This is a genomic window from Kitasatospora sp. GP30 (genome assembly GCF_029892145.1).
Taxonomy (GTDB): Bacteria; Actinomycetota; Actinomycetes; order Streptomycetales; family Streptomycetaceae; genus Kitasatospora; species Kitasatospora acidiphila.
The window spans coordinates 139,521-163,736 of the sequence record NZ_JARZAH010000013.1; the positions used below are offsets into that span (position 1 = coordinate 139,521).

Genomic DNA, 24,216 nt, shown 5'->3' on the forward strand with positions numbered 1-24,216 from the left:
GCTTGGCACCGCCACGCGGGCCCAGGGGGCCCGCCGTCAACCACGAGGAGCAGAGCGCCATGGCCCAGGTCCACGCCCGTACCGAGCGGACGTACTCCGCCACGCCCGAGCAGGTGTACGAGGCGATCGCCGACTACAACACCGTCCGCCCGCAGCTGCTGCCCACGCAGTACAGCGAGTACGAGGTACGGGCCGGCGGGATCGGCGCGGGCACCCAGGTGCACTGGAAGCTGCAGGCGACGGAGAAGCGGGTCCGCGACTGCCTGTTCACGGTCAGCGCGCCCAAGCCGGGCACTCTGGTGGAGTCTGACGGCAACTCCTCGATGGTGATCACCTGGACGGTGACGGCGGCGGGCGCCGGGCAGACCACCGTGGCGATCGACACCACCTGGCAGGGCGCCACAGGTATCGGCGGCTTCTTCGAGCGCACCTTCGCACCCAAGGGCCTCAACCGGATCCACGACGAGGTGCTGGCCCGCCTCGCCGACCACCTGAAGTAATGGCCGGCATTAAGTAATGGGCAGCATTAGCTGATGCCGGCCACCTGAAGTAATGGGCGGCATTACTAATGAGCAGCATTAACTAATGGTCGGCATTAACTAATCGGCAGTATTAACCGCACCCAGGACACCCGGACGCCCGGGACACCCGGACGCCCGGGACACCCGGACACTCAGGGCGCCCGGGACACCCGTGCGAGCGACCACCCCGTACGAGTGGACCCCGGCCACCCCGGGGTGACGGTGCACGATGCGTAGCGCTCCGTCACCTTAGGCTCGCCGCCGTGCATCTGACGATCCTTCATGTATCCCAGCCGGTGGACGGCGGCGTCGCGCGGGTGGTGACCGACCTGGTACGCGGGCAGCGCGCCGCGGGTCACCGGGTGGTGCTCGCCTGCCCGTCGACCGGTCGGCTCTCGCGCGAGGCGATGGCCGCCGGGGCGGAGCTGCTCGACTGGCCGGCCCGTCGCTCGCCGGGGCCGTCGGTGCTCACCGAGGCGGCGGCGCTGCGCCGGCTGGTGCGCCAAGCCGGCCCGGACGTCGTCCACCTGCACAGCGCCAAGGCTGGCCTGGCGGGGCGGTTGGCGGTGCGCGGGCGGGTCCCCACCGTCTTCCAGCCGCATGCCTGGTCCTTCGCCGCCGCAACCGGCGTGTTGGCGGATGCCAGCACCCGCTGGGAGCGGTACGCGACGCGCTGGGCGACCAGCGTGCTCTGCGTCAGCGAGCAGGAGCGCGCCGACGGCCTAATGGCCAGTATTAATGCCGACTACACCGTCATCCCCAACGGCGTCGACCTGACCCACTACACCCTCGCCGAACACGCCGAGCGCCGCGCCGCCCGCCTCTCGCTCGGCCTGGACCTGAATGAACCGCTGGCCGTCTGCGTCGGGCGGCTCTGCCGCCAGAAGGGCCAGGACCTGCTGCTGGCAGCCTGGCCGGCGGTGGCGCGACGGGTGCCCGGGGCCCGACTGGCACTGGTCGGCGGCGGGCCGGACGCGCCGGTGCTGGCGGCCCAGGCGCGGGCGCTGCCGGAGCCGTACCGGGTGCGGCTGACCGGCGATGTGCCGGATCCGCGCCCGTGGCTGGCGGCGGCGGACCTGGTGGTGCTCCCGTCGCGCTGGGAGGGCATGGCCCTGGCGCCACTGGAGGCGATGGCGACGGGCCGGCCGGTGCTGCTCACCGACGTCCCCGGGGCCCGCGAGCAGCTGCCGCCGGACGACCACCAGGTGGGGCTGATCCCGGCGAACGACCCGGCGGCCCTCACCAACGCGCTGGCGGCGGCGCTGGCCGATCCACTGGAGTGCGCCAGGCGCGGGGCGGCGGCCCGGGCCTGGGTGCGCGAGCGGCACGACATTTCGACAGTGATCGCGCGAGTGTCGAAGCTCTACCAGGAGTCGATCGAGTCGATCGAGTCCGACCACGTGACTTCCCGTGTCCCCGCGCGCAGCTGATCGTTTCTCAGGCAGTGAAGCCGACGAGATCCCCACCGGGCCTTCACAGATTCCGGACCCACCACCGCGATTGGCGGTTGGCGAACCCGGGTCGGAGGGTCGGGGTGACGGCCCGCGCCGAGTCTGGCTCGGAATCAGATCGGTTATTCATATTAATGGGCAAGCAGAATGATGATGGCAAGTCAGCTTCCGGAAATCCGGCTCACGTTCGGTAGCGTCTGACTTTGCCTGCTTCGTTCCCAAAGTGCGAGAAAAGTGCGGGAGAACGTGCGAGACAGCGTGCAACACGTCGTGCGGAACGGCGTGCGACCTGGCACGCGACATGGCGTACGCGATTTCGCCTCGGACCCTTGTGCGAATGGAACGAGCGCCGCCCATCACACCAGGGGAGTTCGTGAGCAGATGACCATTGACCACGAGAGTGTGCCGAGGCCGGGGCAACCCGGGGCCGGCGGTCGGTGGCTCGGGACCGAGCTCCTCGACCGGACCAACCGGCCCACGCTGTCCCGCACCCGCCCCGGTGCGCAGCTCGGGCGGCGGCACCGCCGGCGGCTGGGCTCCCGGGCTGCGCTGCCCGCCGGCCTGCTCGTGGTCGACCTGCTGGCGGTCGCCGCGGGGTCGGTCTGCTGCGCCGTCGACCCGGGCCGCCCGTTCGCCGACGCGGCCATCGTGCTGCCGGTGCTACTCCCGCTCAACCTCGCCGCCGGCCTCTACCGCACCCGGATGACGCCCTCGGCGCTGGACGAACTCCCCACCCTGCTCGGGCGGGCCGCCGTCGCGCTGGCCTTCGCGGTCACCCTGGGCGCGTGCCTGCCCGCCTTCTGCCTGCCGGCCCTCTGCCTGCCCGCGCCCTGGCCGATCGGCGGCCCGTCCGGCGGGATCCGACTGCTGCTGCTGCTCGGCGTGCTGGTGCTGTCGGCCCTGCTCGGCCGCAGCGTGCTCTACGGGCTGTTCCGCCGGATCCACCGCCGTCGGCCGGTGCCCGTGCTGCTGCTCGGCGCCGGGGCGCTCGGCCAGCGGGTCGCCGCCGCGCTGCGCGACCGGGCGGAGTACGGGATGCGGCCGGTCGGCTTCCTCGACCCGGATCCGGTCCGGCTGCCGGCCGACTCCCCGGTGCCGGTGCTCGGCGGGCGCGCGATGCTCGCCCGCGCGGTGCGGCGGTACGGGGTACGACGGGTGCTGGTCACCGCCGAGTCCACCGACGACCAGGAGACGGTCGCCACCCTGCGCGCCGCGGTCCGGCTCGGCTGCCAGGTCTGGCTGGTTCCCGGGCTGCGCGAGCACGGCGGGCTGGCCGTCGGCCTGCGCGGCGGCGTCGACCACCTCTGGGGGTACCCCTGTCTGCGGCTGCCCCGGCCGGCGATGCGCCGGCCCGGCTGGATGGCCAAGCGGGCGCTGGACGTGCTCGCCGCCGGCACCGGCCTGCTGCTGATCTCGCCGGTGCTGGCCGTCTGCGCACTCGCCGTGCGGCTGGACACCGGCCCGGGCGTGCTCTTCCGCCAGCAGCGCACCGGCCTCGACGGCCAGGGCTTCACGCTGCTGAAGTTCCGCACCCTTCGCCCCGCCAACGAGCACGAGTCGGCCACCCACTGGAACATCGCGCAGGACGAGCGGATGAGCCGGATCGGCCGTCTGCTGCGCCGCAGCTCGCTGGACGAGCTGCCGCAGCTGTGGAACGTGCTGCGCGGCGACATGACGCTGGTCGGGCCGCGCCCCGAACGGCCCTACTTCGTCATGCGGTTCAGCAAGACCGACCCGGAGTACGCCGACCGGCACCGGGTGCCGGTCGGGCTGACCGGCCTGGCCCAGGTGCACGGGCTGCGCGGGGACACCTCGATCGAGGACCGGGCCCGCTTCGACAACCGCTACATCGAGAGCTGGAGCCTGTGGCAGGACGTCAAGATCCTGCTGCGCACCGCGGCCCTGATGCTCCGACCCGACGGGAGCTGACACGCCGTGGTCCTGTCCCTGCCCTACCGCGCCCCGGTCGCGCAACGCCCCGCGTGGGTCCGCGGGTCGGCGCATCCGGCGGTGGGGCTGCTGCGGCGGCCCAGCCTGGTCGCCGCCGCGACCATCCTGCTGGTCTGCGTGCCGACCGGCGAGAAGGACGTGTCGGCCGCCGTCCACATCACGGCGGCCGACGTCGCGTCGGGTCTGCTGGTCCTGCTGCTCGCCGTCGACCTGGTGCGGGGGCGGCGGATCGAGCTGAGCCGCCCGGTCGCCGTGCTGTTCGGCGCCGTCACGGTGGCCGGTGCGGTGGCCACGATCACCTCGGTCGATCCGCAGCTCAGCGTCAGCGGCTTCGTCCGGCAGGAGCAGATCTTCGTGCTGGTGCCGCTCGCGGTGCTGGCCGCGCTGCGCGACCGCACCGATCTGCGGCTGGTGCTCGGCTCGTTCGTGCTGGCCGCGCTGATCGAGGGCGCGGTGGGTGCCGAGCAGTACCTCACCAGGACCGGCGCCTCCTACACCGGCCAACCGATCCGCGCCGTCGGCACGTTCGGGGTGCTGGACGTGATGGCGATGTCCGGTGTGGTCAGCTTCGGACTGCTCGCGGCGTTGGGGCTCGGACTGATTGAACATCAGAGAGTGTGGCTCAGAAGGACGTTGCTGGCGTCGGCCGCGTTCCTGGCGTTCCCGCTGGCGGTCTCGTTCAGCCGGGGCAGCTGGATCGCCACCGCCGTCGGTGTCACCGTACTGCTGCTCAAGGCGGATGCCAGGCTGGCGCTGCGCTGGGCCGGGGTCGGACTGGCCGCGGCCGTCGTGCTGTTCGGCGCGTTGGGCACGGGTGCCTCCGGCGCGGGCGCCCTGGGCGCGGGCGACGGCGGGATCGCCCAGCGCCTCAGCAGCATCGGCACGGTCTCCGGCGGTAACGAGGACCACTCGGTCAGCGACCGCTACGACCTGTGGGCCACCGCCCGCGCCATCTGGGCCGACCACCCGGCCACCGGTGCCGGACCGAAGAGCTTTTACCAACTGCGTGACTCGCACGCCCCGTTGCGGCTCTCGTCCGGCAGTGACACGGCCGGCGCCGGCTCCGGCTTCCAGCGCGAACCGCTGCTCTCCCCGCACAACATGTACTTCCTGGTGCTCAGCGACCAGGGGCTGCTCGGCTTCACCGCCTACGGCGCGCTGTTCCTGGCGCTGCTGCTCGGCTGCCTGCGCTGCCGCGGTCCGGCCGGACCGGTCGTGGCCGGCCTGCTCTGCTGGGTGCTGGTGGACTTCCTCTACGCCGACATCGGCGGCACCACCACCGTGCTCACCTCGGTGATCCTGGGCCTGGCCGCGTGGTCGGCACTGCCCGCCGACCAGGCGGGGCAGGACCGTGCGCCGGCCCTGGAGGCGACTGCGTGACCACCACCGAACGGCTGGCCGCGGCACCTCAGGCCGACCGTCAACCATCCTTCCTGGCAAAGGCGTTCGGCATCACCGCGGTGCTCAGCGCGGCCGGCTCCGGGCTCGGGCTGCTACGCGACCTGCTGCTCGCCCGGTACTTCGGCGCCGACGAGGGCACCGACGCCTTCCTGGTGTCCTGGACGGTGCCGGAGACCGCCGCGCCGCTGCTGATCGAGGACGCCATGTCCTTCCTCATGGTGCCCGCGTTCAGCCTGGCCCTGGTGCTGCGCGAGGAACGGCCCGACGGGCCCGACCCGGTGCGGCAGCTGACCGGTACCACCCTGCCCTGGCTGATCGCCGCGCTCTGCGGCCTCTCCGGCGCCACCATGCTGTGGGCGCCGCAGCTGGTGCACGTGCTGGCCCCGGGGCTCGCCAGTCCGCGGCTGGCGGTGACCTGCACCCGGTTCACCGCCGTCACCATCGTGCCGTTCGGGCTGGCCGGCTACTTCGCCGCGGCGCTGCGGGCCCACCACCGGTTCAGCGCGCCGGCCGCCATCTACGTCGCCTACAACGTGGGCATCCTGGCGGTCCTGGCGGTCTGCCACAGCCTGCTCGGCGTGCGGTCGGCCGCGCTCGGAGTGGCGTTCGGCAGCCTGCTGATGGCCGGTGTGCTGGTCGGGCCGTTCGCCAGGATGCTGCACCGCGGCCGGGCCGGCCACCGCGGCAAGGACGGCGGCGGCCGCCCGCTGCTGCTGAGTCCCCTGGCGCTGCTGCCGGTTGCGGCGTTCACCCTGACCCGGCAGTCCCAGGTCTTCATCGAGCGCTACCTCGGCTCGGCGCTGCCGCCCGGCACCATCTCGCACCTCAACTACGCGGCCAAGGTCTCCCAACTCGCCATGACCACCGCCATCCTGATCTGCACCGTGACCTTTCCGCTGGTGGCCAGGGCGCTGGCCGCCGGCGACCTGACCGCGGCCCGGGACCGGGTGGAGAAGGACCTCGGCCACGCGGCGGCCGTGGTGCTGGCGGGCATGGCCTTCCTGTTCGCCTGCGCGCCCGCCGTGGTCGATCTGCTCTTCCAGCGCGGCGCGTTCGGCTCCGCCGACACCGCCGCCACCGCCCAGGTGATCCGGGTCTACAGCTTCGGCCTGCTCGCCCAGGCCCTGATCGGGGTGATGGTCCGGCCGTTCTTCTCGATGCGCCCGGCGGTGCGGCGGGCCGACGACCCGCGCGACGACGACGGCGGCGGGCGGCTGTTCGACTGGTTCCCGGTGGCCGCGATGGTGCTCGGCCTGGCCGTCACCACGCTGGTCGGCCTGGCCTGCGCGGCCCGGTTCGGGGCGCTCGGCGTGGCGGCCGGCAATGCGGCGGGCATCACCACCACCGCCGTGCTGCTGCTGCGCGGCCTGGCGCTGCGCGGGATCGCGCTGCGCACCCGCCGGGTGCTGATCGGCCAGGCCCGCCTGATCCTGGCCGCCGCCGGTGCCACCGCGGCCGGCCTCGCCGCCTGCGACGCGGTCGGCACCGGCCTGCCGGCGGTGCTGGCCGGCGGCGCCGCCGTGCTGGCGGCCTACCTCGTGCTCGGCGCGCTGCTCGGCGCGCGCGAGCTGACCGGCCCGGCCAATCGGGTGCGGGCTCTGCTGCGCCTGAACAGGGGCCCCGAGGGCCCCGGGCCGGCGCCACGTCTGCAGGAAGGAACGCTGCGCGATGGTCGCTGAACTCACGGGCCGCACGTATCTGCCCCAACAGGGCGGTCCCTCCGGGAACGGTCGCCGACCAGCGATGCCGTGGATCCTGATGTACCACTCGGTGGCTGACGAGGAGGAGGATCCGTACCTGCTCACCGTCAGCCCCGGGCGGTTCGCCCAGCAGATGCGCTGGCTGGCCGTGCGCGGCTGGCGCGGCGTGAGCGTGCGCGAGCTGCTCGCCGCCCGGGCGGCCGGCCGGCGCGAGCGGCTGGTCGGCCTGACCTTCGACGACGGCTACGCCGACTTCGCCGGGCACGTGGTTCCGGTGCTCTCCGAACACGGCTTCACGGCCACCGCCTTCGTGGTCACCGAACGACTCGGCGACGTCAACTGCTGGGACGCCGACGGGCCGCGCAAGCCCCTTCTGACGGAACGTCAGGTATGTGAACTGGCTGCCGCAGGATGGGAGATCGGCTCGCACGGGATGAGCCACCTGGCGCTGCCCGAAGTGCCGCCCGGAGTGCTGCGGGCCGAGGTGGAGGGCAGCCGGACGCTGCTGACCGAGCTGCTCGGCGAGCCGGTGCGCGGCTTCTGCTACCCGTACGGCGCAGTGGACGCCGCCGCCATCCGGGCGGTCCAACGGGCCGGCTACGACTACGCGGTGGCGATCCGGCACAGTGCGCTGGCCGGCCGCTACGCCCTGCCCCGCTGCTACGTCGGCGACCGGGACGGGGCCTGGCGGCTGCGCGCCAAGCGCGGGCGACACGGGCTGCGCGAGGTCATTGCCGACCTGCGCAGACGGGGGGCGGCCGAATGAGAGTGCTGCACATCATCACGGGCCTGGCGGCCGGCGGGGCCGAACAGCAACTGCTGCTGACGATCCGCCACTTGCCGCCCGGCATCGACTGCGAGGTGGCCACTCTCAGCAACCCCGGCAGCGTAGCGGCGGCGCTGCGTGCGGACGGTGTCCGGGTGCACCACCTGGCGATGCGCGGCAACCGCGACCTCGGGGTGCTGCCCCGGCTCATCCGGCTGATCCGGCACGGTCGTTACGACGCGGTGCACACCCACCTCTACCGGGCCGGGCTCTACGGCCGTCTCGCCGCCCGGTTGGCCGGAGTCCGGGTGGTGCTGGCCACCGAGCACTCGCTGCATGCCGGGACCATCGAGGGCCGACCGGTCAGCGCCGGCGTCAAGTCCCTCTACCTGGCGGCGGAACGGCTCGGTAGCACCACGGTGGCCGTGTCCCGGCAGGTCGCCGGCACCCTCGCCGACTGGGGCGTGCCCGGGCAGCGGGTGGCGGTGCTGCCGAACGGCATCGAGGCCGGCCGGCTGCGGCACGACGAGCCCGAGCGGTCCGCGCTGCGGGCCCGGCTGCGCAGCGAACTCGGGCTGCCCGAACAGGCGTTCGTGGTCGGCGCGGTCGGCAGGCTGGTCCCCGGCAAGCGCTTCGAGGTGCTGGCCGAGGCGCTGACCCGACTGCCGGACCAGGTGCGGCTGCTGGTGGTGGGGGAGGGCCCGGAACGCAACCGGCTGGCCCGAACGGCCGGCCCGCGAGCCGTCCTCAGCGGTGAACGGGCCGATGTGCCCGAGCTGTTGACCGCCATGGACGTGCTGGCCGCGCCTTCGGAGGAGGAGACCTTCGGGCTGGCCGTCCTGGAGGGGCTGGCGGCGGGGCTGCCGGTGCTGCACAGCGGCTGCCCGGCCCTGGAGGAACTACCCGCCGACGCGGCCCCCGGCGCCCGGAAGCTGCCCTCGACGGCCGACGCCTACCGCGAGGCGCTGCTCGACCTCGCCACCGCCCGACCGGTCGGCCCGCTGCCGCGCCCGCCAGCCGTGGCCCACTACGACATCGTCCACACAGCGGCCCGCCTGGGTGAGCTGTACCAGCGGCTCGGTCGGCGCGGGGCGCCGGCCCTGGCCGAGAGGGAGATCTGAGATGTTCGACCGGACACACCTCATCCACGGCTCGGTTCGCCGCCTGTGGCCACTGGTCGCGGCCGTGCCGCTGGGCGCGCTGGCCGGCGGCGGCTACGCCGTCATGGCAACGCCCCAGTACACGGCCAACTCCTATGTGGTGGTGGTCCCGGAGACCGCCACCGAGGCCACCCAGGCGGTCAACTTCGCTCAGGCGTACGGGCGTCTGGCCGGTCAGCCGCAGGTGCTGGCGCTGGCCGCCGGCGACGCCGGGCAGACCCCGGCCGAACTGACCAGCCTGGTGAGCGCCACCACCTCGCCCGATGCCCCGGTGATCGAGATCGACGGCACCGGCACGCGCCCCAAGGACGCGGTGCGGACGGCCGACGCGGTGGCGCGGGCGCTGATCGCCTTCGCCAACGGCACCAGCAGGGACACCGGGGTGCGTCTGGTCCCGCTGGCGCCCGCCGCCGCTCCCGACAAGCCGACCAGCCCCACCGGCGCGCTGGACGTCGCGGTCGGCGCCGCCGCCGGGGTGCTGCTCGGTTCGCTGGCGCTGATGGTCCGTCGGCGGTCCGCGGACGGCACACCGGTGACCCCCGAGCCCGCCACCGCGGTGCCGGCCCCGGCGCCGGTGGCGGCCGTGCTCCCGGCACCGGCACTCGAGACTCCCGTGGTCCCGGCGCCGGCCAAGGAACAACGGGCCAAGGACCAGCCGGCGAAGGAACAGCTGGTCAAGGAGCACCCGGCGAAGGAACAACCGGTCAAAGAACAACTGATCAAGGAACAACCGGTCAGGGAGCAAGCGGCGAAGGAGCAGGCGGCGAAGGAGCAACCGGCCAAGGACGAGCAGCCGGCCCAGCAGCCGCAGCCCGCCGCCGCGAAGCCGGCCGGGCAGCAGGCCGGCAGCGCGAAGCCGGCGGTCCGGCCGTCGGGCAGGCACGCCGGCAGGCCGAGCGCGAAGGAGACCAAGCCGAGCGCCAAGGAGGCCAAACCGGCCGCGAAGCAGGACGAGCCGGCGGCCCGGGAGGACGAGCCCGCCACGCGGACCGAGGAGCCGGCTGGGAGAACGCCGTGACCTCGCTGCACCCGCCGCACCCGCTGCGCCGCCGCCCGCTGCCGCTGTCCGAACCGACCCGCTCGGCGACCGACTGGCAGACCGAACTGCGCTGCGACGACACCGCGCTGGACGAACTGGCCGAGGAGTGGGACGCGTTGGCCGCCCGCTGCCGCAGCGCCACGCCGTTCCAGGCGGCCGGCTGGCAGGCGTCCTGGTGGCGCGCGTACGGCCGGCCCGGCGCCCTGCGGGTGGTGCTGGTGCGCCGGGAGGGCGTGCTGGTCGGGGCCGTCGCCCTGCACCGCGGCCGCACCGGCACGCTCACCGGGCTCGGCGGCGGCCTGATCGACTACACCGATGTGCTGCTGGACGACGAGCACGCCGCCGAGGCGGCCAGCCGGCTGGCCGCCGCGCTGCCGGTGCGCCGGCCGTGGCAGGCGCTGGAGCTGCGCGAGGTGCGGGCCGGCTCGGCCGCGCACCTGCTGTACGCCGCCTGGACCGGGCGGCGGCACCAACTGGCGGACTCGGTGTGCCAGTACCTTCCCGCCGTGCCGATGGAGCAGCTCATGGCCCGGCTGCCCGGGCGGACCGCCCAGCGCAGCCGGGCGAAGCAGCGCAAGCTGGCGGACACCGGCGTCGAGGCGCACCGGGTGCCGGACGCCGAGGCCGGCGCGGCGATGGCGGACCTGCTGCGCCTGCACACCTTGCAGTGGCAGAGCCGCCGCGTCACCCCCGAGCACCTGAGCGAGCGCTTCCGGGCGCACCTGGTGGAGTCGACGGGGCGGCTGGCGCGGTCCGGCCAGGCGGTGGTCTACCGCTACTACCTCGGCGGTGAGCTGATGGCGGTGGACCTGCTGATGCTCTGCCCCAGGCTCGCCGGGCTCTACCTGTACGGCGCCCATCCGGGGTTGCGCGAGCGGCTGGACATCGCAGGACTGCTGTTCGGGACGTCACTGCAGGAGGCGGTCCAGGCGGGAGTTCCGGAGCTCAGCCTGATGCGCGGTGAGGAACCGTACAAGGAGCGGTGGCGGCCGGACCGTGAACGCAATCTGCGGCTGCTGCTCGGCCCGCGCCGGTGCGCGGTCAGGCTGACCCTGCGGCTGGCCGTGGTCCGCAGCCGGGTGGCACTGGCGCCGCACCTGCGCGGACCGGTCCGGCGGCTGCGGAGCCTGCTGCGCCGCTGAGCCCGGGCGGTCCGCCCGGGCTCAGCGGCGCGATGTCAGCCGTTCCCCGGATGCACGCTCACCCGCGGGAGCTTGGACAGGTCGGGAACCAGGCCGGACAGGTCGGTGAGGCCGGACGGGATGCTGGGCAGCAGGCTGGGCAGCATCGACAGGTCCGGCATCAGCGGGGCCGTCGGAGTCGCGGACGGCCTCGCCGGCTTCGGGGCCGAGGAGGGGACGCGGGTCGCCGCCGGGGCGTCGTCCGAGTCGGGGTGCGGGTGGGGGTGCGGGTGTGGGCGGGTCGGCGTCTCGGCGTCGATGGAGGGGTGCGGCCGGGGCGGGCGCGCCGCGGTGTCGTCGTCGGGTTCGGCCGCGGCCTCCTGGTCACCGCTCATCAGAGCCCGGTAGACGGCGCTGGCCTGCGGGTTGTCGTGGCACTCCCAGAAGCCGTGCGGGCAGTAGTCGGTGACCGTCTGGTAGGCGGTGTCGTGGGTGCGCATCCAGTCCACCATCCGCCGGACGTAATCGGGGTCGTCCCCGTTGCGGAACAGTCCCCACTCCGGGTACGAGACCGGCTTGCCGCGCTTGGCGGCGAACTCCACCTGCTCCTCGAGGCCGTAGGGCTCGTTGACCATGTCGTCGAAGGTGGCGCCGGACGGCTGGTCGTAGCTGTCGGTGCCGATGATGTCCACCACGTCGTCGCCCGGGTAGCACTTGGTCCAGGCGATGTCGTCCAGGCCCCGGCTGGGGGTGAAGTCGAACCGGAAGCGCTGCCCAGGCACCGAGCGCATCACGTCGACGATCCGCCGCCAGTAGGTCTTCCAGGCGGCCGGGTCGGGGCGGCAGCGGCCGGTGTAGGTGATGCCGTTCATCTCCCAGCCGAGCACGACCACGGTGTCGCCGCCGCCGAGTGCCACCAGCTTGCGGGCCAGCCGCAGGTAGTGCTGGTCGAACGCGCCGCGGGCGCCCTCGCCGAGCAGGTAGGCCACCTGGTCGTCCGGCACGTTGCCCTCGTTGGGTGTGAGCATCGGCACATTCAGCACCAGGGTGCGGCTGCGGTCGGCCAGTCGCCACTGCGCCCAGAGCGCGAGGACCCGGTTGTCGCCCTCGACGTCGTTCCAGTTGTTTCCGGCCAGATATGTGTGGCCGACCTGCATGTCGGCGCCGTGCAGCCAGGCCGACATCCGCGCGATCTGCGGAATGTAGTTGTCCCAGGAGCCGACGAAGGCACCGAACGGCACCTTGTGGTCGAGCCGCCGGGTGTTGGGCTTGGACACTCCGGGGCGCGAGGTCGGCTCCGCACCGCTGTCGCGGGCGCCGCTCGCGAGCCCGCGCTCGGCGGTGCTGAGCGGGTCGGTGCTGCTGGAGATGCCCGCGGTGGTGAGTAGCAGCAGTGCGGACCCGGCCAGGGCCACGCGGCCGATGCGCATCGTCTCTCCTCTGGTCCGGCCGCAGCGTGCGGGCGCGCACCGTGTGTGCGGTGACACAGACAGTAAGGGGACGAGGTGCTAGAAAAGCCGAATGTCACTCCAAAGTGGACACGTTCAGCGTGTCTGGACCAATTCGGTTGGAAATAGACAGGGCTGTGGTCCATTGTCAGCGCTTCATTCGACCGATATTGATCGGGTCGGGCCTGCTTGACGTGGGTCCCCAGAGCCGACCTGGGATTGTCCGGTTCGCCTCCCGCCACTGCGCGGGGCAGACCCGCCGTGCTGACGCTGACGGACGGGCCAGGTACCCTCCGGAGGTGTCCTGGAAGCCGTTTCGAACCCTGACCCCCCGGTCCGCCCTGCCCGCGCTGGCGGTGCTGCTGATCCTCGGAGCCGGTGCCGCAGCCCACGCCAACCGGCCGGTGCCGTTCGGAGATCAGGTCTCCGCACCCGGCAAGGCGGAGGCCAGCCCGGTGAGCGCCCAGTCGGCCGACCCGGTCACTCCGGACTTCCGGATCGGTCCCGGCCTGGAGGCCTACGACCCGTCGACCGGTTCACTCCTTTGGTCGTACCGGCGGGACGGTGCCACCGCGCTGCACGTGTCGATGCTGGGGCAGAGCGGCTCGCCGGAGCAGAGCGCGATCGTGGTCTGGGACGACGGCATGGTCACCTCGCTGCGGGTCGCCGACCACCAGGTCCGCTGGCACCGCTCGGTGCCCGGCCTGTCCGATTGGCTGCACGGCGACGACCAGCCGGGCGGCGCCCAGCGCACCGATGTCCAGCGCAAGGAGCTGGAGCTGGAGCGGGCGGCTTCCGCGGTGCAGACCGTGCTCGGCCCGGAGCCGTGGGTGCAGGTGCTCACCCCGGGGCTGACCATGGGCTTCCGCGACCGCGACGGTGACCTCAGGTTCAACTCCCGCCCGCAGGCCGGCTGCCTCTACGACCCGCAGCGCGCCGTGAGCACCGACGACGCGGTGCTGCTGCCGCGCGCCTGCACCGGCACCACCGGCTCGGGCCGGCAGCTGCCCGGCTCGGTGACCGGCTTCAAGCTGGTCGACCACGGCTTCGTGATCAACACCGGCCCCGCCGTGGAGCTGATCCGGCTGGACGGCCACCGGGTCCGGCTGAATGACGGCCCGCTGCTCGGCAGCCGGGTGGTGGACGCCGACACCGGCATCACCGAGATCCCGTGCGGCAGCGCCTCGGCGCCGTTCGCGGCCGAGCCGGCGGCCGGCGGCTGCCCGAGCCCGGCCCAGCAGTCCGCGCACTGACGGCGGGCCGCCGGCGCACCGACCCCGCGCCGGCGGCCCGGCCTCGACCGGTACCGCGCCCGGCAGCCGGTCGGGAGCTCTGAATAATTCATCCGGGCACCCTCGGCGTGCCCGGTAGACTGGCCCGCATGGCTGTTATCGCTCTGTATTAGCGGCGGCACCCGCCCGTCCGAACTGCCGTCCGCCGCTTCCCGTCACAGGAGTCTCCACCAGCCATGATTTCCGCCAACACCCTCGAACTGCGTGCCGGTGCCCGCATCCTCATCGAGTCCGCCAGCTTCCGGGTGGCCCCCGGCGACCGGATCGGCCTGGTCGGGCGCAACGGCGCCGGCAAGACCACGCTGACCAAGGTGCTGGCCGGCGAGGGCCTGCCGGCCGGCGGTACGGTCACCCGCTCCGGCGAGGTCGGCTACCTCCCGCAGGACCCGCGCACCGGCGACCTCGACGTGCTGGCCCGCGACCGGATCCTCTCCGCGCGCGGCCTGGACACCGTGCTGAAGAAGATGCGCGAGAACGAGGAGCGGATGGCGAACGGCAAGGGCGCCACCCGCGACAACGCGATGAAGAAGTACTCCAGGCTGGAGACCGAGTTCCTCACCAAGGGCGGGTACGCCGCCGAGGCCGAGGCCGCCACCATCGCCGCCGCGCTCGGCCTGCCGGACCGGATCCTCTCCCAGCCGCTGCACACCCTCTCCGGTGGTCAGCGCCGCCGCGTCGAGCTGGCCCGGATCCTCTTCTCCGACGCCGACATCCTGCTGCTCGACGAGCCGACCAACCACCTGGACGCCGACTCGATCGCCTGGCTGCGGGACTTCCTGAAGACGTACAAGGGCGGCTTCATCGTGATCTCGCACGATGTCGAGCTCGTCGAGACGGTCGTCAACAAGGTCTTCTACCTGGACGCCAACCGCTCCGCGATCGACATCTACAACATGGGCTGGAAGCAGTACCAGCAGCAGCGCGAGGACGACGAGAAGCGCCGCAAGCGGGAGCGGGCCAACGCCGAGAAGAAGGCCGCCACCCTCAACGCCCAGGCCGACAAGATGCGCGCCAAGGCCACCAAGACGGTCGCCGCGCAGAACATGGCCCGTCGCGCGGAGAAGCTGCTGTCCGGTCTGGAGCAGGTGCGTGCCTCCGACAAGGTCGCCAAGCTGCGCTTCCCCGACCCGGCCCCGTGCGGCAAGACCCCGCTGACGGCCAGTGGACTGTCCAAGTCCTACGGCTCGTTGGAGATCTTCACCGATGTCGACCTGGCGATCGACCGCGGCTCCCGGGTGGTCGTGCTCGGTCTGAACGGCGCCGGCAAGACCACGCTGCTGCGGATGCTGGCGGGCGTCGAGCAGCCCGACACCGGCGAGGTGATCCCCGGCCACGGGCTGAAGATCGGCTACTACGCCCAGGAGCACGAGACCCTGGACCCCGAGCGCACCGTGCTGGAGAACATGCGCTCGTCCGCGCCGGACACCGACCTGGTGCAGATCCGCAAGATCCTCGGCTCGTTCCTGTTCTCCGGCGACGACGTCGACAAGCCGGCGGGCGTGCTCTCCGGCGGTGAGAAGACCCGGCTGGCGCTGGCCTCGCTGGTGGTCTCCTCGGCCAATGTGCTGCTGCTCGACGAGCCCACCAACAACCTGGACCCGGCCAGCCGCGAGGAGATCCTGGGCGCGCTGCGCACCTTCACCGGGGCCGTGGTGCTGGTCACCCACGATGAGGGCGCGGTCGACGCGCTGGAGCCGGAGCGGATCATCCTGCTGCCGGACGGCGTCGAGGACTTGTGGACTCCGGCCTACCACGACCTGGTCGCGCTGGCCTGACGTTTCGTCGACGGCCGCCGCGCGCTGCGGCGGTCCATTGCTTCCGCGAGGGCGGTCCTGGCTCAGGCCGGGGCCGCCCGTTGCTCATCCGGCGGTCCCCGGGCAGTCACACGATCAACCCGGCCGCTCACCTTCGGTAGACGCACGCTCCTGCATCCGGCCGATGCGATCTCATCAGCCGAGGCGATCTGGGAATGCGGGGGTCTCAGATTCCGTTTTAATCGGATCCATTGCGCGTTCGGCCCGGGCGACCCGGCTGATCAGCACTTTCTCTCTGGGCTCCCGTTTCCCGCTGGGGCGCAAACACCCAGGGTGAGCGCCCCGATGCGCTGGCGGTACGCCCCATGCGCGCTCCTTTCCCCGGACAGACCTTGTCGAATGGGTGGCCAGGAGCCAGGGGATGGGTGATCATGGGAATCTGACCGAGCACAGCTACGAGGAGGCACGGGTGGCCGAGACTCTGAAAAAGGGCAGCCGGGTGACTGGTGCCGCGCGTGAGAAGCTCGCGGCCGAGTTGAAGAAGAAGTACGACTCCGGGGCGAGCATTCGCGCTCTGGCGGAGGAGACCGGCCGTTCGTACGGCTTCGTGCACCGCATGCTGAGCGAGACCGGGGTGAACCTCCGGGGTCGCGGTGGTGCCACGCGCGGCAAGGCCAAGGCGGCCGCTGCCGCAGGATCCTGACGACGCGTCAGATTCCACGGGCCGGCTTCCGCAGCGGCGGACGACCCTCCAGGCGGCACCACTGGATCCGACGGACCGTCAGTTCCGCGCGACGCATCGGCGACCGCGACAGGCACCTCCGCCATGGGTGGGAGGCGTCCTCATCCGGCCGCCGATCGTCATGTTCGCTCAACTGCTCCGCGTTGGCTGACCGAACGTTCGTTTCGTTGGGCCGGCCGGGTGGGCTACAGAAGCCCGGGCCAATAAGTTACTCTCCGGTAGAACCGTGGGCAGCCCGTCCTGGCCTGCCCTGAACTCGCCGGAGGTGCCCATGACCGCGCCCGTTCCCACCCCTGCCAGCCCCGCCGACTGGGAGGCGGCCGGCGTCCGGCTGGAGGTCGAGGGCGAACTCGCCGTGGTCACCCTCTGCCAGCCCAAGCGGCGCAACGCCCAGAGCCCCGCGATGTGGCGCGCCCTGACCGCGATCGGGCGGGAGCTGCCCGGCACCGTCCGGGTGGTGCTGCTGCGTGCCGAGGGCGTCTCCTTCTCGGCCGGCCTCGACCGCGCCATGTTCACCCCGGAGGGCATCCCCGGCGAGCCCAACTTCCTTGCGCTGGCCGGCTCCAGCGACCAGGAGCTGGACGCCGCGATCGCCGGCTACCAGGACGCCTTCAGCTGGTGGCGCCGCCCCGACGTGATCACCATCGCGGCGGTGCAGGGCCACGCGGTGGGCGCCGGCTTCCAGTTGGCGCTCGCCTGCGACCTGCGGGTCTGCGCCGAGGACGTGCAGTTCGCGATGCGCGAGACCTCGCTCGGCCTGGTCCCCGACCTGACCGGCACCAAGCCGCTCACCGAACTGGTCGGCTACTCCCGCGCGCTGGAGATCTGCGCCACCGGCCGCTGGGTGTACGGCAAGGAGGCAGCCGAACTGGGCCTGGCCAACCTGGTGGTGCCCGCCGCCGAGCTGGAGGCCGCCGCCCGCGACCTGGCCGCCGCCCTGCTGGCCGCGCCGCGCAACGCGGTGATCGAGACCAAGGCGCTGCTCCAGGGCGCCGCCGACCGCAGCTACCAGGAGCAGATCGCCGCCGAGCGGGCGGCCCAGGCGCGCCGGCTGCGCGACCTGGCCGGGATCGGCGACTGACGCCGACGCGACGGTCCGGGCCGCACCTACGGTCTCACCCGGGCGGCCCGGGCCTCCAGATCAGGGTCTCACCCGGGCGGCCCGGGCCTGAAGATAGCGCTGCTCAGCGATGCTGGCGGTGGCCTTCGCGGCCCGCAGGTAGTGCTGGTACGCGCGGGCCGTGTCGCCGCTCTTCTCCAGCAGGTGCGCCCGCACCGACAGCAGCCGGTGGTGCCCGGCCATCCGCTCGTCGCCGTCCAACGTGGACAGCAGGGCCAGCCCGGCCGCCGGGCCCGCGGTCTCGGCGAGCGCGACCGCCCGGTTGAGGGTGACCATCGGGTTCGGTGCGATCCGCTCCAGGACCAGGTAAAGGGCGTGCACCTGCGGCCAGTTGGTCTCCTCGGCGGTGGCCGCGTCGGCGTGCGTGGCGGCGATCGCAGCCTGCAGCTGGTACGGCCCCAGCGCCGGCCGGGCCAGCGATGCCCTGGTCAGCCGTATGCCCTCGTCGATCAGCGCGCGGTCCCACGTGGCGCGGTCCTGCTCGTCCAGCGGCACCAGGTCACCGGCTGCCGTGGTCCGGGCCGCCCGGCGGGCGTGGGTCAGCAGCATCAGGGCCAGCAGCCCGGCCACCTCACCGTCCTCGGGCAGCTGCGCGTGCACCATCCGGGTCAGCCGGATCGCCTCCCGCGCGAGGTCGGCGCGGTCCAACTCCCGGCCGGAGGAGGCGGTGTAGCCCTCGTTGAAGATCAGATAGAGCACCTGCAGCACGACCCGCAGCCGCTCCTCGCGCTCCGTGCCGTCCGGCAGGCGGAACGAGCTGCCGGCCGCCTTGATGCGCTGCTTGGCCCGGCTGATCCTGGCCGCCATGGTGCCCTCCGGCACCAGGAACGCACGGGCGATCTCGGCCGTGGTCAGCCCGCCGACCGCCCGCAGCGTCAGCGCGGTCTGGGAGGCCGCCGTCAGCGTCGGATGGCAGCACAGGAACAGCAGTACGAGGGTGTCGTCGGTGCCCGGCACCTCCTCGGGCGCCACCTCGGCGGCCGTCGCCGACTCCCGCTCCCGACGGGCGTGATCGCTGCGCAACTGGTCGATGAGCCGCCGGGACGCGACGGTCACCAGCCAGCCGCGCGGGTTGTCCGGCACGCCCTCGCCCGGCCACTGCACGCTGGCGGCCAGCAGCGCCTCCTGGACGGCGTCCTCGCACCCCTCGAACTGGCCGTACCGCCGCACCAAGGTGCCGAGGACCTGCGGCGCGAGCTCGCGCAGCAGGCCCTCGAAGTCCGCTCCTGTCATGCCTCCAATTGTCCGTCAGCGAACATCACTTGCCGCACCTCGACGCCCAGGCCCGTGATCGCGGCGTCCGGAATCCGCGCCGCCAGCTCGATCGCGCGCTCCTTGTTCTCGCAGTCGACCAGGTAGAAGCCGCCCAGGAACTCCTTGGCCTCCAGGAACGGGCCGTCGGTCACCACCGGCTGGCCGCCCACGACGGACACCACGACGGCCTGCGACGGGTCGACCAGCGCCTGGGTGGTGATCAGCTCGCCGGACTCCTTGAGCTCCACGATGAACGCGCCGTGGCCGCCGCCGATCGCCGCCTTCTCCTCGTCGGTCAACGCGTCCAGCACGGCCGGGTTGATGTGCAGGCTGATCAGGAACTGCATCTCGTCCTCCTCATGGTCAGCGGGCCCGCCGGGCCCCTTCGACCGGTGGTCGGAGCCGCCGCCCTCGTCTTGACATCCCTCGGCGGAAACCTCGCACGAGTTTCTCCGGGTTTCCGGCGGATTCCCAGCAGGGGATGTCAAGACGCGCCCGCCCGCTCCGACCGGTCGGCGAAACGTCGAGAGTGCGAACTCATCCGAGAAGCCGACGTCGAGAGAAACAGGAGCCTTCGAGATGCGAGCCAACCGGGCGTGGCTGGGACTGGCCGTCCTCTGCCTGCCGACACTGCTGGTCGCGATCGACACGACGGCGCTGCTGCTCGCGCTGCCGCGGTTGAGCGCCGAGCTGGGGGCCGGCAGCGTCCAGCAGCTGTGGATCAGTGACAGCTACGGCCTCATGGTGGCCGGCCTGGTCATCACGATGGGGACGCTCGGTGACCGGATCGGCCGCCGACGCCTGCTCCTGATCGGTGCCGCGGCGTTCGCCGTGCTGTCGGTGCTGGCCGCGTTCGCGGTCAGCCCGCTGATGCTGATCGTCGTGCGGGTGATGCTGGGCGTCGCCGGCGCGACCCTGGCCCCGTCCACCCTCGCCCTGATCACCACCATGTTCCGCGACGAACGGCAGCGCGGGCAGGCCATCGCGATCTGGGCGACCTGCCAGTTCACCGGCGGTGCGCTCGGGCCCGTGCTCGCCGGGCTGCTGCTCCAGCACTTCTGGTGGGGGTCGGTGTTCCTGGCCGCCGTGCCGGCGATGGCGGTGCTGCTGCTCGCCGGGCCGGTGCTGCTGCCGGAGTTCCGCAGCGACCGGGCCGGGCGGCTGGACCCGGTCGGCGTGGGGCAGTCGCTGCTGTCGGTGCTGCTGGTGTTCTACGGCGTCAAGCAACTGGCCGTAGTGAGCGCGCCGACCGTCCCGGCACTGGCCCTGGTCCTCGGCGCGGCCCTCGGAGCCTTCTTCGTGCGTCGTCAACTGCGGCTGGAGGCACCGCTGTTGGATCTTCACCTGTTCCGCAGCCGGCCGTTCACGGCCGTCATCATCGCGCTGGTGTTCGCCGGCATCGCGATGGCCGGCACCGGCCTGCTGGTCACCCAGTACCTGCAGGGCGTGCTGGGCCACTCGCCGCTCGCCTCGGCGGTGCTGTTCGCGCCGATGGGTCTGGGCGTGGCGATCGGCACCATGACCGCGCCGCAGCTGGTGCGCTGGATGAAGCAGACCACCGCGATCGCCGGCGGGCTGGCGGTGTCGGCGCTGGGCGGCCTGCTGCTGGTCGGTGCCGACGGTGCCGGGGCACTGCCGCTGGTGATGACCGGCATCGCCGTGCTGGCGCTGGGCACCGGCCCGCTGTTCGCGCTCGGCACCGGGCTGGTGGTCGGGTCCGTGCCGCCGGAGCGCGCCGGCTCGGCGGCGTCGATGTCGGAGACGGGCAACTACTTCGGTGGCTCGCTGGGCTTCGCGCTGCTCGGCGTGCTGGCCGCGGTGGTCTACCGCCACCGGGCGCACGGCACCTCCGACTCGCTGGCCGGCGCGATCGCCGCAGCCCACCGCCTGCCGGCCGGTCAGGGTGTGGCCCTGCTGCACACCGCGCGGGCCGCCTTCACCGCCGGCCTGCACGTGACCGCCCTGGTCGCCGCGGTGATCTTCGCCGGGCTGGCCGTGCTCGTCCTGACCATGCGCCCGGCGACCCGGAGTACGCCCGTCGCTCTCCCGGAGTACCAGGAGGTCCGGTGACCGGGAGGCTGTTCGCGTGCGAGTGGACCCTTCCAGGGGCACGTTCCGTGGCGAAATGTCAGAGTTGGTACTGATTACGGTATAGCTGGAGCCACACCGCTGGAGGCACCCCCATGCCCGAGACCCCCAAACCGTCCGATCTGATGAGCAAGCCGCACGCGCCGCACGGCAACCCGACCGGAGCCGAGCAGCGCGGCCGCACTGTGATGGCCGACGGCGTCGTCGAGAAGATCGCGGGCATGGCCGCTCGCGAGGTGCCCGGGATCCACGCGCTCGGCTCGGGCCTGGCCCGCACCCTCGGCGCGATGCGGGACCGGGCCTCCGGCGGCCGGACCAGCGTCTCGCGCGGGATCAAGGCCGAGGTGGGGGAGCGGCAGACCGCGATCGACATCGCCCTGATCGTCGAGTACGGGGCGGTGATCCCCGAGCTGGCGGCCGCGGTGCGGCGCAACATCATCAGCTCGGTGGAGCGGCTCACCGGCCTCGAAGTGGTCGAGGTCAACATCGCGGTCAACGACGTCCACCTGCCGGACGAGTCCGAGGAGGAAGAGGAGCTGATCTCCTCCGAACGGCGGGGCCGGGTCCAGTAACTGCCACACATTCAGAGCCCTCGGGAGTACCTGATGAATCTCGCCCATCTCGGCCTGCTGATCGGCATGGCCCTGGGGTTCGCCGGCTACTTCGGCGGGTTCGCCGCCTTCCTGCTGGTCCTCGCCCTCGGAGCCGTCGGCTTCGTGGTCGGGCGGCTGGTGGAGAGCGACATCGACCTGGGTGACCTCGGCGACCTGCTGCGCAGCCACGACCGGCGCCGCTGATGGCGACGGGGGACTCGCTCCTGCGGGCCGCCTGGGGGCGGGACACCGGCCCGGACACCGCGCCCGCCCGGCGCGGCCGGCTGCGGATCGCCGACCGGGTGCTGCAGCGGATCGCCGAGCTCGCCGCACGGGAGGCGCTCGGGCCCGACCCGGTCGGCGGCCACCCGCGGGTCTCGGTGGCCGTGCTCGGGGGCGGCGCCCGGGTGTGGGTCGGGCTGGACCTGCCGTTCCCCGGCGACCTGGCGGCCTGGGCCGAGCGGGTGCGGGCGCAGGTGGGCGAGCGGGTGGGCGGGCTGACCGGCATCGAGGTGCGGGAGGTGGACGTGGTGGTGGAGCACCTGGTGCCGGTGGAGCCGTCCAGTGCCGGGTGAGGCGGGCCGTCCGCGTTCCCCCCGCACCCGGGTGTCGGCGCTGGTCGCGCTGGCGGTACTGGCCGGGGCCGGGGCGCTGCTCTATGACGCGGTGTCGGAGTGGACCGGCCACCACACCGGCAGCTGGCGCCGCTGGCTCGCCCACCAGCTGTCCACCCGCCACCTGGACTCGCCCTGGGCGCTGGCCGGCGCCGCGGTGGTGGCCGTGCTCGGCCTGTGGCTGCTGGTGCTGGCCGTGGCACCGGGGGAGCGGCGCTGGCTGCCGCTGCGCCGGGCCCCCGGCTCGGCGGTCGACCGGCTCGGCGTCGCCGCACTGCTGGAGCGGCGGGTCTGCGCGGAGCCCATGGTGGCGTCCGCCCGGGTCCGGGTGGGCCGGCGGCGGGCCCGGGTCACCGTGCACGGCAGCGCCGACCTGGACCGGGCGCGCGTGGTGCTGAACGAGGAGCTGGACCGGATCGGCCTGGTGCGGCGGCCCGATCTGAAGGTGCGCGGGCGGCGGGCCCGGCACCGGCCCCACATGAACTGACCGACTGTCTGGTGGAGGTTGATGGTGAGTCGGACCACGGTGAACCGGGTGCTGCTCGCGGTGGTCGGTCTGGTGCTGCTGGTCGGCGCACTGCTGGTGCTGGCCGGGGGCTTCGACGCCTACCACCGGCTTGGGGTCGTGCCGCCCTCCTGGTGGCCGCTCACCTCGCCGCACCAGCCGCTGCTCAGCAACGCCTCGCGCACCCGGTGGCGCGACCGCGGCTGGTGGTGGCCGGCGGTGGTGGCGGGCCTCGCGCTGCTGGTGGTGCTGTCGGTGTGCTGGTTGGCCGTGCAACTCCGGCAGTCCGAGCCCGCCGAGTTCGAGCTGCCGACGGGCGGCGGGGGTGAGCCCGGTGGGGGGCCCGTCCTGCGGCTGCGCCTGCGGGGCGCGGCGCTGGGCCGCGCGGTGCAGGACGCGGCGCTGCACCTGCCGGAGGTGACGGCAGCCCGGGTCCGCCTGTTCGGGAGCCCCCACCGGGCCCGCTTGCGGGCACAACTGCTCCTGGAGCCGGGCAGCGACCCCTCGGCGGCGGTGACGGCCTTCCGGGGCGGGCCACTGGCGCACGCATGTGACGCGGTGGGCGGTGAGCTGCCACTTGAACTGCGGATCCAGGTGGCCCCGTCGGCCGCGGAGCACCCGACCCGCGAACGCCGCACTCGCCGGGGGCGGGGGCGGAAGCGGGAACCGCGGGTGGTGTGAGGGGAGCGGGGCAGCCGCCTTGGGGCCGGGGAGCGCCGGGGCGTTGCGTGGGGTGGTGGGGTGGTCAGGGAGGCAGGGGGCTGTGGAGAGGGTGGTGGGCTTTGGCCCTGACGTAACGTCAGGTCATACGTTCCGTGGCATGACCGATACCACTGCACCCGTCATCGACCGGACCATCTACCCCATGCCGATGTTCGCCAGCTTCAAGGTTGCCGACATCCTGGCGGCCGAGGCGTTCTACCACGCCGTCGGGTTCGTCTCCATCGCGACCATCCCGGGCCCGGAGGGTGTCCCCGTGGTGGTGCACCTGCGGCGGATGAAGTACCAGGACATCCTGCTCGTCCCCGGCGCGGCGGAGCGCGGCAGCGTGACGGTGAGCTTGAACGCCGGCGGGCAGGACGTGGCAGCGCTGGCGACCGCGCTTCGGGCCGCCGCTCCGGAGGGCGCCCGCATCGAAGGCCCCACGGACGCCCTGTGGTTCACCACTGATGTGACCATCGACGACCCCGACGGGAACCGGGTGATCATCACCGCACAGCGTGAGGCCGAGGCGGAGCAGGCCAAGGCGTGGGCCAAGGAGAACATCCAGGGCGACTTCATCGCCGAGGAGTGAGCTGAGGAGAGCCGAAGGCGGGGTAACTCCTGGCATCAACCCCGGAGTTACCCCGCCTTCGGTGTCCAGCGCAGGGTGAGCGATCTCAGTATCGACGCGGGTCAGGCACCAGGGCCACTGTCGTAGCTGCCGTCGTCGATGCTGGGGCCCACCCAGGTGCCGTGGTGGCAGACCTGGCCCTCGGGGTTGATGGCGCCTTCGGGGAAGGTGAGGCTGGTGACGGCCGTCGGGTCGGCCGCGGTGATCGCCGTGGAGTCGCTGTAGACGCAGCCGGCCGGCACGGCATGGGCCGTTGCGGCCGGCAGCAGCATCAGGGCGGCGGTGCACCCGGCGGTGGCGAATGCGCTGATGAGCCTACGCATGCGGGAAGTCCTTTCGGGGAGGCCCGAGTTCCGAGGCCCGA

At 72.9% G+C, this 24,216-nt stretch carries 24 protein-coding genes; 20 read left to right on the forward strand and 4 right to left on the reverse strand.

Annotated features, from left to right (window positions below):
• Positions 1 to 59: 59 nt before the first annotated feature.
• From P3T35_RS20535 to P3T35_RS20575, 9 genes are all read left to right on the forward strand, one after another.
• Complete coding sequence (locus P3T35_RS20535; protein ID WP_101382824.1) at positions 60 to 500, forward strand: SRPBCC family protein; 441 nt, start codon at positions 60 to 62, stop codon at positions 498 to 500.
• Between the two features lie 290 nt (positions 501 to 790).
• Positions 791 to 1,951 (forward strand): glycosyltransferase, encoded by a 1,161-nt coding sequence (locus P3T35_RS20540; RefSeq protein WP_101385353.1) that lies wholly within the window; start codon positions 791 to 793, stop codon positions 1,949 to 1,951.
• Between the two features lie 402 nt (positions 1,952 to 2,353).
• Positions 2,354 to 3,901 (forward strand): sugar transferase, encoded by a 1,548-nt coding sequence (locus P3T35_RS20545; RefSeq protein ID WP_101382825.1) that lies wholly within the window; start codon positions 2,354 to 2,356, stop codon positions 3,899 to 3,901.
• A 6-nt stretch (positions 3,902 to 3,907) separates the two neighbouring features.
• Positions 3,908 to 5,302 carry an O-antigen ligase family protein gene (locus P3T35_RS20550; protein WP_101382826.1) on the forward strand — a complete coding sequence of 465 codons (1,395 nt, stop codon included), beginning with the start codon at positions 3,908 to 3,910 and terminating at the stop codon, positions 5,300 to 5,302.
• Entirely contained in the window at positions 5,299 to 7,002 is a 1,704-nt protein-coding gene (locus tag P3T35_RS20555) for a lipid II flippase MurJ (RefSeq protein WP_180356645.1), read from the forward strand. The genes P3T35_RS20550 and P3T35_RS20555 overlap by 4 nt, the downstream gene beginning before the upstream one ends.
• On the forward strand, positions 6,992 to 7,789 hold the full coding sequence (locus P3T35_RS20560) for a polysaccharide deacetylase family protein (protein WP_218976713.1): 798 nt from the start codon (positions 6,992 to 6,994) through the stop codon (positions 7,787 to 7,789). The genes P3T35_RS20555 and P3T35_RS20560 overlap by 11 nt, the downstream gene beginning before the upstream one ends.
• Positions 7,786 to 8,910, forward strand: a complete 1,125-nt coding sequence (locus tag P3T35_RS20565) for a glycosyltransferase (RefSeq protein WP_101382829.1) — start codon at positions 7,786 to 7,788, stop codon at positions 8,908 to 8,910. Before P3T35_RS20560 ends, P3T35_RS20565 begins: the two co-directional genes overlap by 4 nt.
• 1 nt (position 8,911) lies before the next feature.
• Entirely contained in the window at positions 8,912 to 9,967 is a 1,056-nt protein-coding gene (locus tag P3T35_RS20570) for a hypothetical protein (RefSeq protein WP_107503365.1), read from the forward strand.
• Complete coding sequence (locus tag P3T35_RS20575; RefSeq protein WP_280707177.1) at positions 9,964 to 11,130, forward strand: GNAT family N-acetyltransferase; 1,167 nt, start codon at positions 9,964 to 9,966, stop codon at positions 11,128 to 11,130. Before P3T35_RS20570 ends, P3T35_RS20575 begins: the two co-directional genes overlap by 4 nt.
• Before the next feature lie 35 nt (positions 11,131 to 11,165).
• On the opposite strand, the gene P3T35_RS20580 is transcribed toward P3T35_RS20575, so the two are convergent.
• Positions 11,166 to 12,539: a glycosyl hydrolase gene (locus tag P3T35_RS20580; protein WP_107503366.1), complete on the reverse strand. Its 1,374-nt coding sequence runs from the start codon at positions 12,537 to 12,539 to the stop codon at positions 11,166 to 11,168.
• Positions 12,540 to 12,856: 317 nt separating this feature from the next.
• Here P3T35_RS20580 and P3T35_RS20585 point away from each other — a divergent pair, with 317 nt between their 5' ends.
• The 4 genes from P3T35_RS20585 (at position 12,857) to P3T35_RS20600 (ending at position 17,426) form a co-directional block, all read left to right on the forward strand.
• Positions 12,857 to 13,810 (forward strand): hypothetical protein, encoded by a 954-nt coding sequence (locus tag P3T35_RS20585; RefSeq protein ID WP_101382830.1) that lies wholly within the window; start codon positions 12,857 to 12,859, stop codon positions 13,808 to 13,810.
• A 215-nt stretch (positions 13,811 to 14,025) separates the two neighbouring features.
• A complete protein-coding gene (locus tag P3T35_RS20590; RefSeq protein WP_101382831.1) occupies positions 14,026 to 15,624 on the forward strand; it encodes an ABC-F family ATP-binding cassette domain-containing protein in 1,599 nt (532 codons plus the stop codon).
• A 448-nt stretch (positions 15,625 to 16,072) separates the two neighbouring features.
• Positions 16,073 to 16,306, forward strand: a complete 234-nt coding sequence (locus tag P3T35_RS20595; protein ID WP_180356646.1) for a helix-turn-helix domain-containing protein — start codon at positions 16,073 to 16,075, stop codon at positions 16,304 to 16,306.
• 310 nt (positions 16,307 to 16,616) lie between these two features.
• Positions 16,617 to 17,426 (forward strand): enoyl-CoA hydratase/isomerase family protein, encoded by an 810-nt coding sequence (locus P3T35_RS20600; protein WP_101382833.1) that lies wholly within the window; start codon positions 16,617 to 16,619, stop codon positions 17,424 to 17,426.
• 60 nt (positions 17,427 to 17,486) lie between these two features.
• Here P3T35_RS20600 and P3T35_RS20605 read toward each other — a convergent pair whose 3' ends face one another.
• The gene (locus P3T35_RS20605; RefSeq protein WP_101382834.1) at positions 17,487 to 18,698 is read right to left on the reverse strand and encodes a DUF6596 domain-containing protein; all 1,212 of its coding nucleotides are present in this window, start codon (positions 18,696 to 18,698) and stop codon (positions 17,487 to 17,489) included.
• Entirely contained in the window at positions 18,695 to 19,066 is a 372-nt protein-coding gene (locus P3T35_RS20610) for a YciI family protein (RefSeq protein WP_101382835.1), read from the reverse strand. Before P3T35_RS20610 ends, P3T35_RS20605 begins: the two co-directional genes overlap by 4 nt.
• A gap of 232 nt (positions 19,067 to 19,298) precedes the next feature.
• Here P3T35_RS20610 and P3T35_RS20615 point away from each other — a divergent pair, with 232 nt between their 5' ends.
• The 7 genes from P3T35_RS20615 to P3T35_RS20645 all read left to right on the forward strand — a co-directional run bounded on the left by P3T35_RS20615 (position 19,299) and on the right by P3T35_RS20645 (position 23,813).
• Positions 19,299 to 20,789 carry an MFS transporter gene (locus P3T35_RS20615; protein ID WP_101382836.1) on the forward strand — a complete coding sequence of 497 codons (1,491 nt, stop codon included), beginning with the start codon at positions 19,299 to 19,301 and terminating at the stop codon, positions 20,787 to 20,789.
• 143 nt (positions 20,790 to 20,932) lie between these two features.
• Positions 20,933 to 21,379 carry an Asp23/Gls24 family envelope stress response protein gene (locus P3T35_RS20620; protein WP_280707209.1) on the forward strand — a complete coding sequence of 149 codons (447 nt, stop codon included), beginning with the start codon at positions 20,933 to 20,935 and terminating at the stop codon, positions 21,377 to 21,379.
• A gap of 33 nt (positions 21,380 to 21,412) precedes the next feature.
• The gene (locus tag P3T35_RS20625) at positions 21,413 to 21,604 is read left to right on the forward strand and encodes a hypothetical protein (protein WP_101382838.1); all 192 of its coding nucleotides are present in this window, start codon (positions 21,413 to 21,415) and stop codon (positions 21,602 to 21,604) included.
• Positions 21,604 to 21,975 carry a hypothetical protein gene (locus tag P3T35_RS20630; protein ID WP_280707182.1) on the forward strand — a complete coding sequence of 124 codons (372 nt, stop codon included), beginning with the start codon at positions 21,604 to 21,606 and terminating at the stop codon, positions 21,973 to 21,975. The genes P3T35_RS20625 and P3T35_RS20630 overlap by 1 nt, the downstream gene beginning before the upstream one ends.
• The gene (locus P3T35_RS20635) at positions 21,965 to 22,501 is read left to right on the forward strand and encodes a DUF6286 domain-containing protein (protein ID WP_280707184.1); all 537 of its coding nucleotides are present in this window, start codon (positions 21,965 to 21,967) and stop codon (positions 22,499 to 22,501) included. Before P3T35_RS20630 ends, P3T35_RS20635 begins: the two co-directional genes overlap by 11 nt.
• Before the next feature lie 21 nt (positions 22,502 to 22,522).
• Positions 22,523 to 23,200, forward strand: a complete 678-nt coding sequence (locus P3T35_RS20640) for an alkaline shock response membrane anchor protein AmaP (RefSeq protein WP_101382839.1) — start codon at positions 22,523 to 22,525, stop codon at positions 23,198 to 23,200.
• Between the two features lie 139 nt (positions 23,201 to 23,339).
• The gene (locus P3T35_RS20645; RefSeq protein ID WP_101382840.1) at positions 23,340 to 23,813 is read left to right on the forward strand and encodes a glyoxalase; all 474 of its coding nucleotides are present in this window, start codon (positions 23,340 to 23,342) and stop codon (positions 23,811 to 23,813) included.
• 101 nt (positions 23,814 to 23,914) lie between these two features.
• On the opposite strand, the gene P3T35_RS20650 is transcribed toward P3T35_RS20645, so the two are convergent.
• Positions 23,915 to 24,175: a hypothetical protein gene (locus tag P3T35_RS20650; RefSeq protein WP_101382841.1), complete on the reverse strand. Its 261-nt coding sequence runs from the start codon at positions 24,173 to 24,175 to the stop codon at positions 23,915 to 23,917.
• Positions 24,176 to 24,216 lie beyond the last annotated feature (41 nt).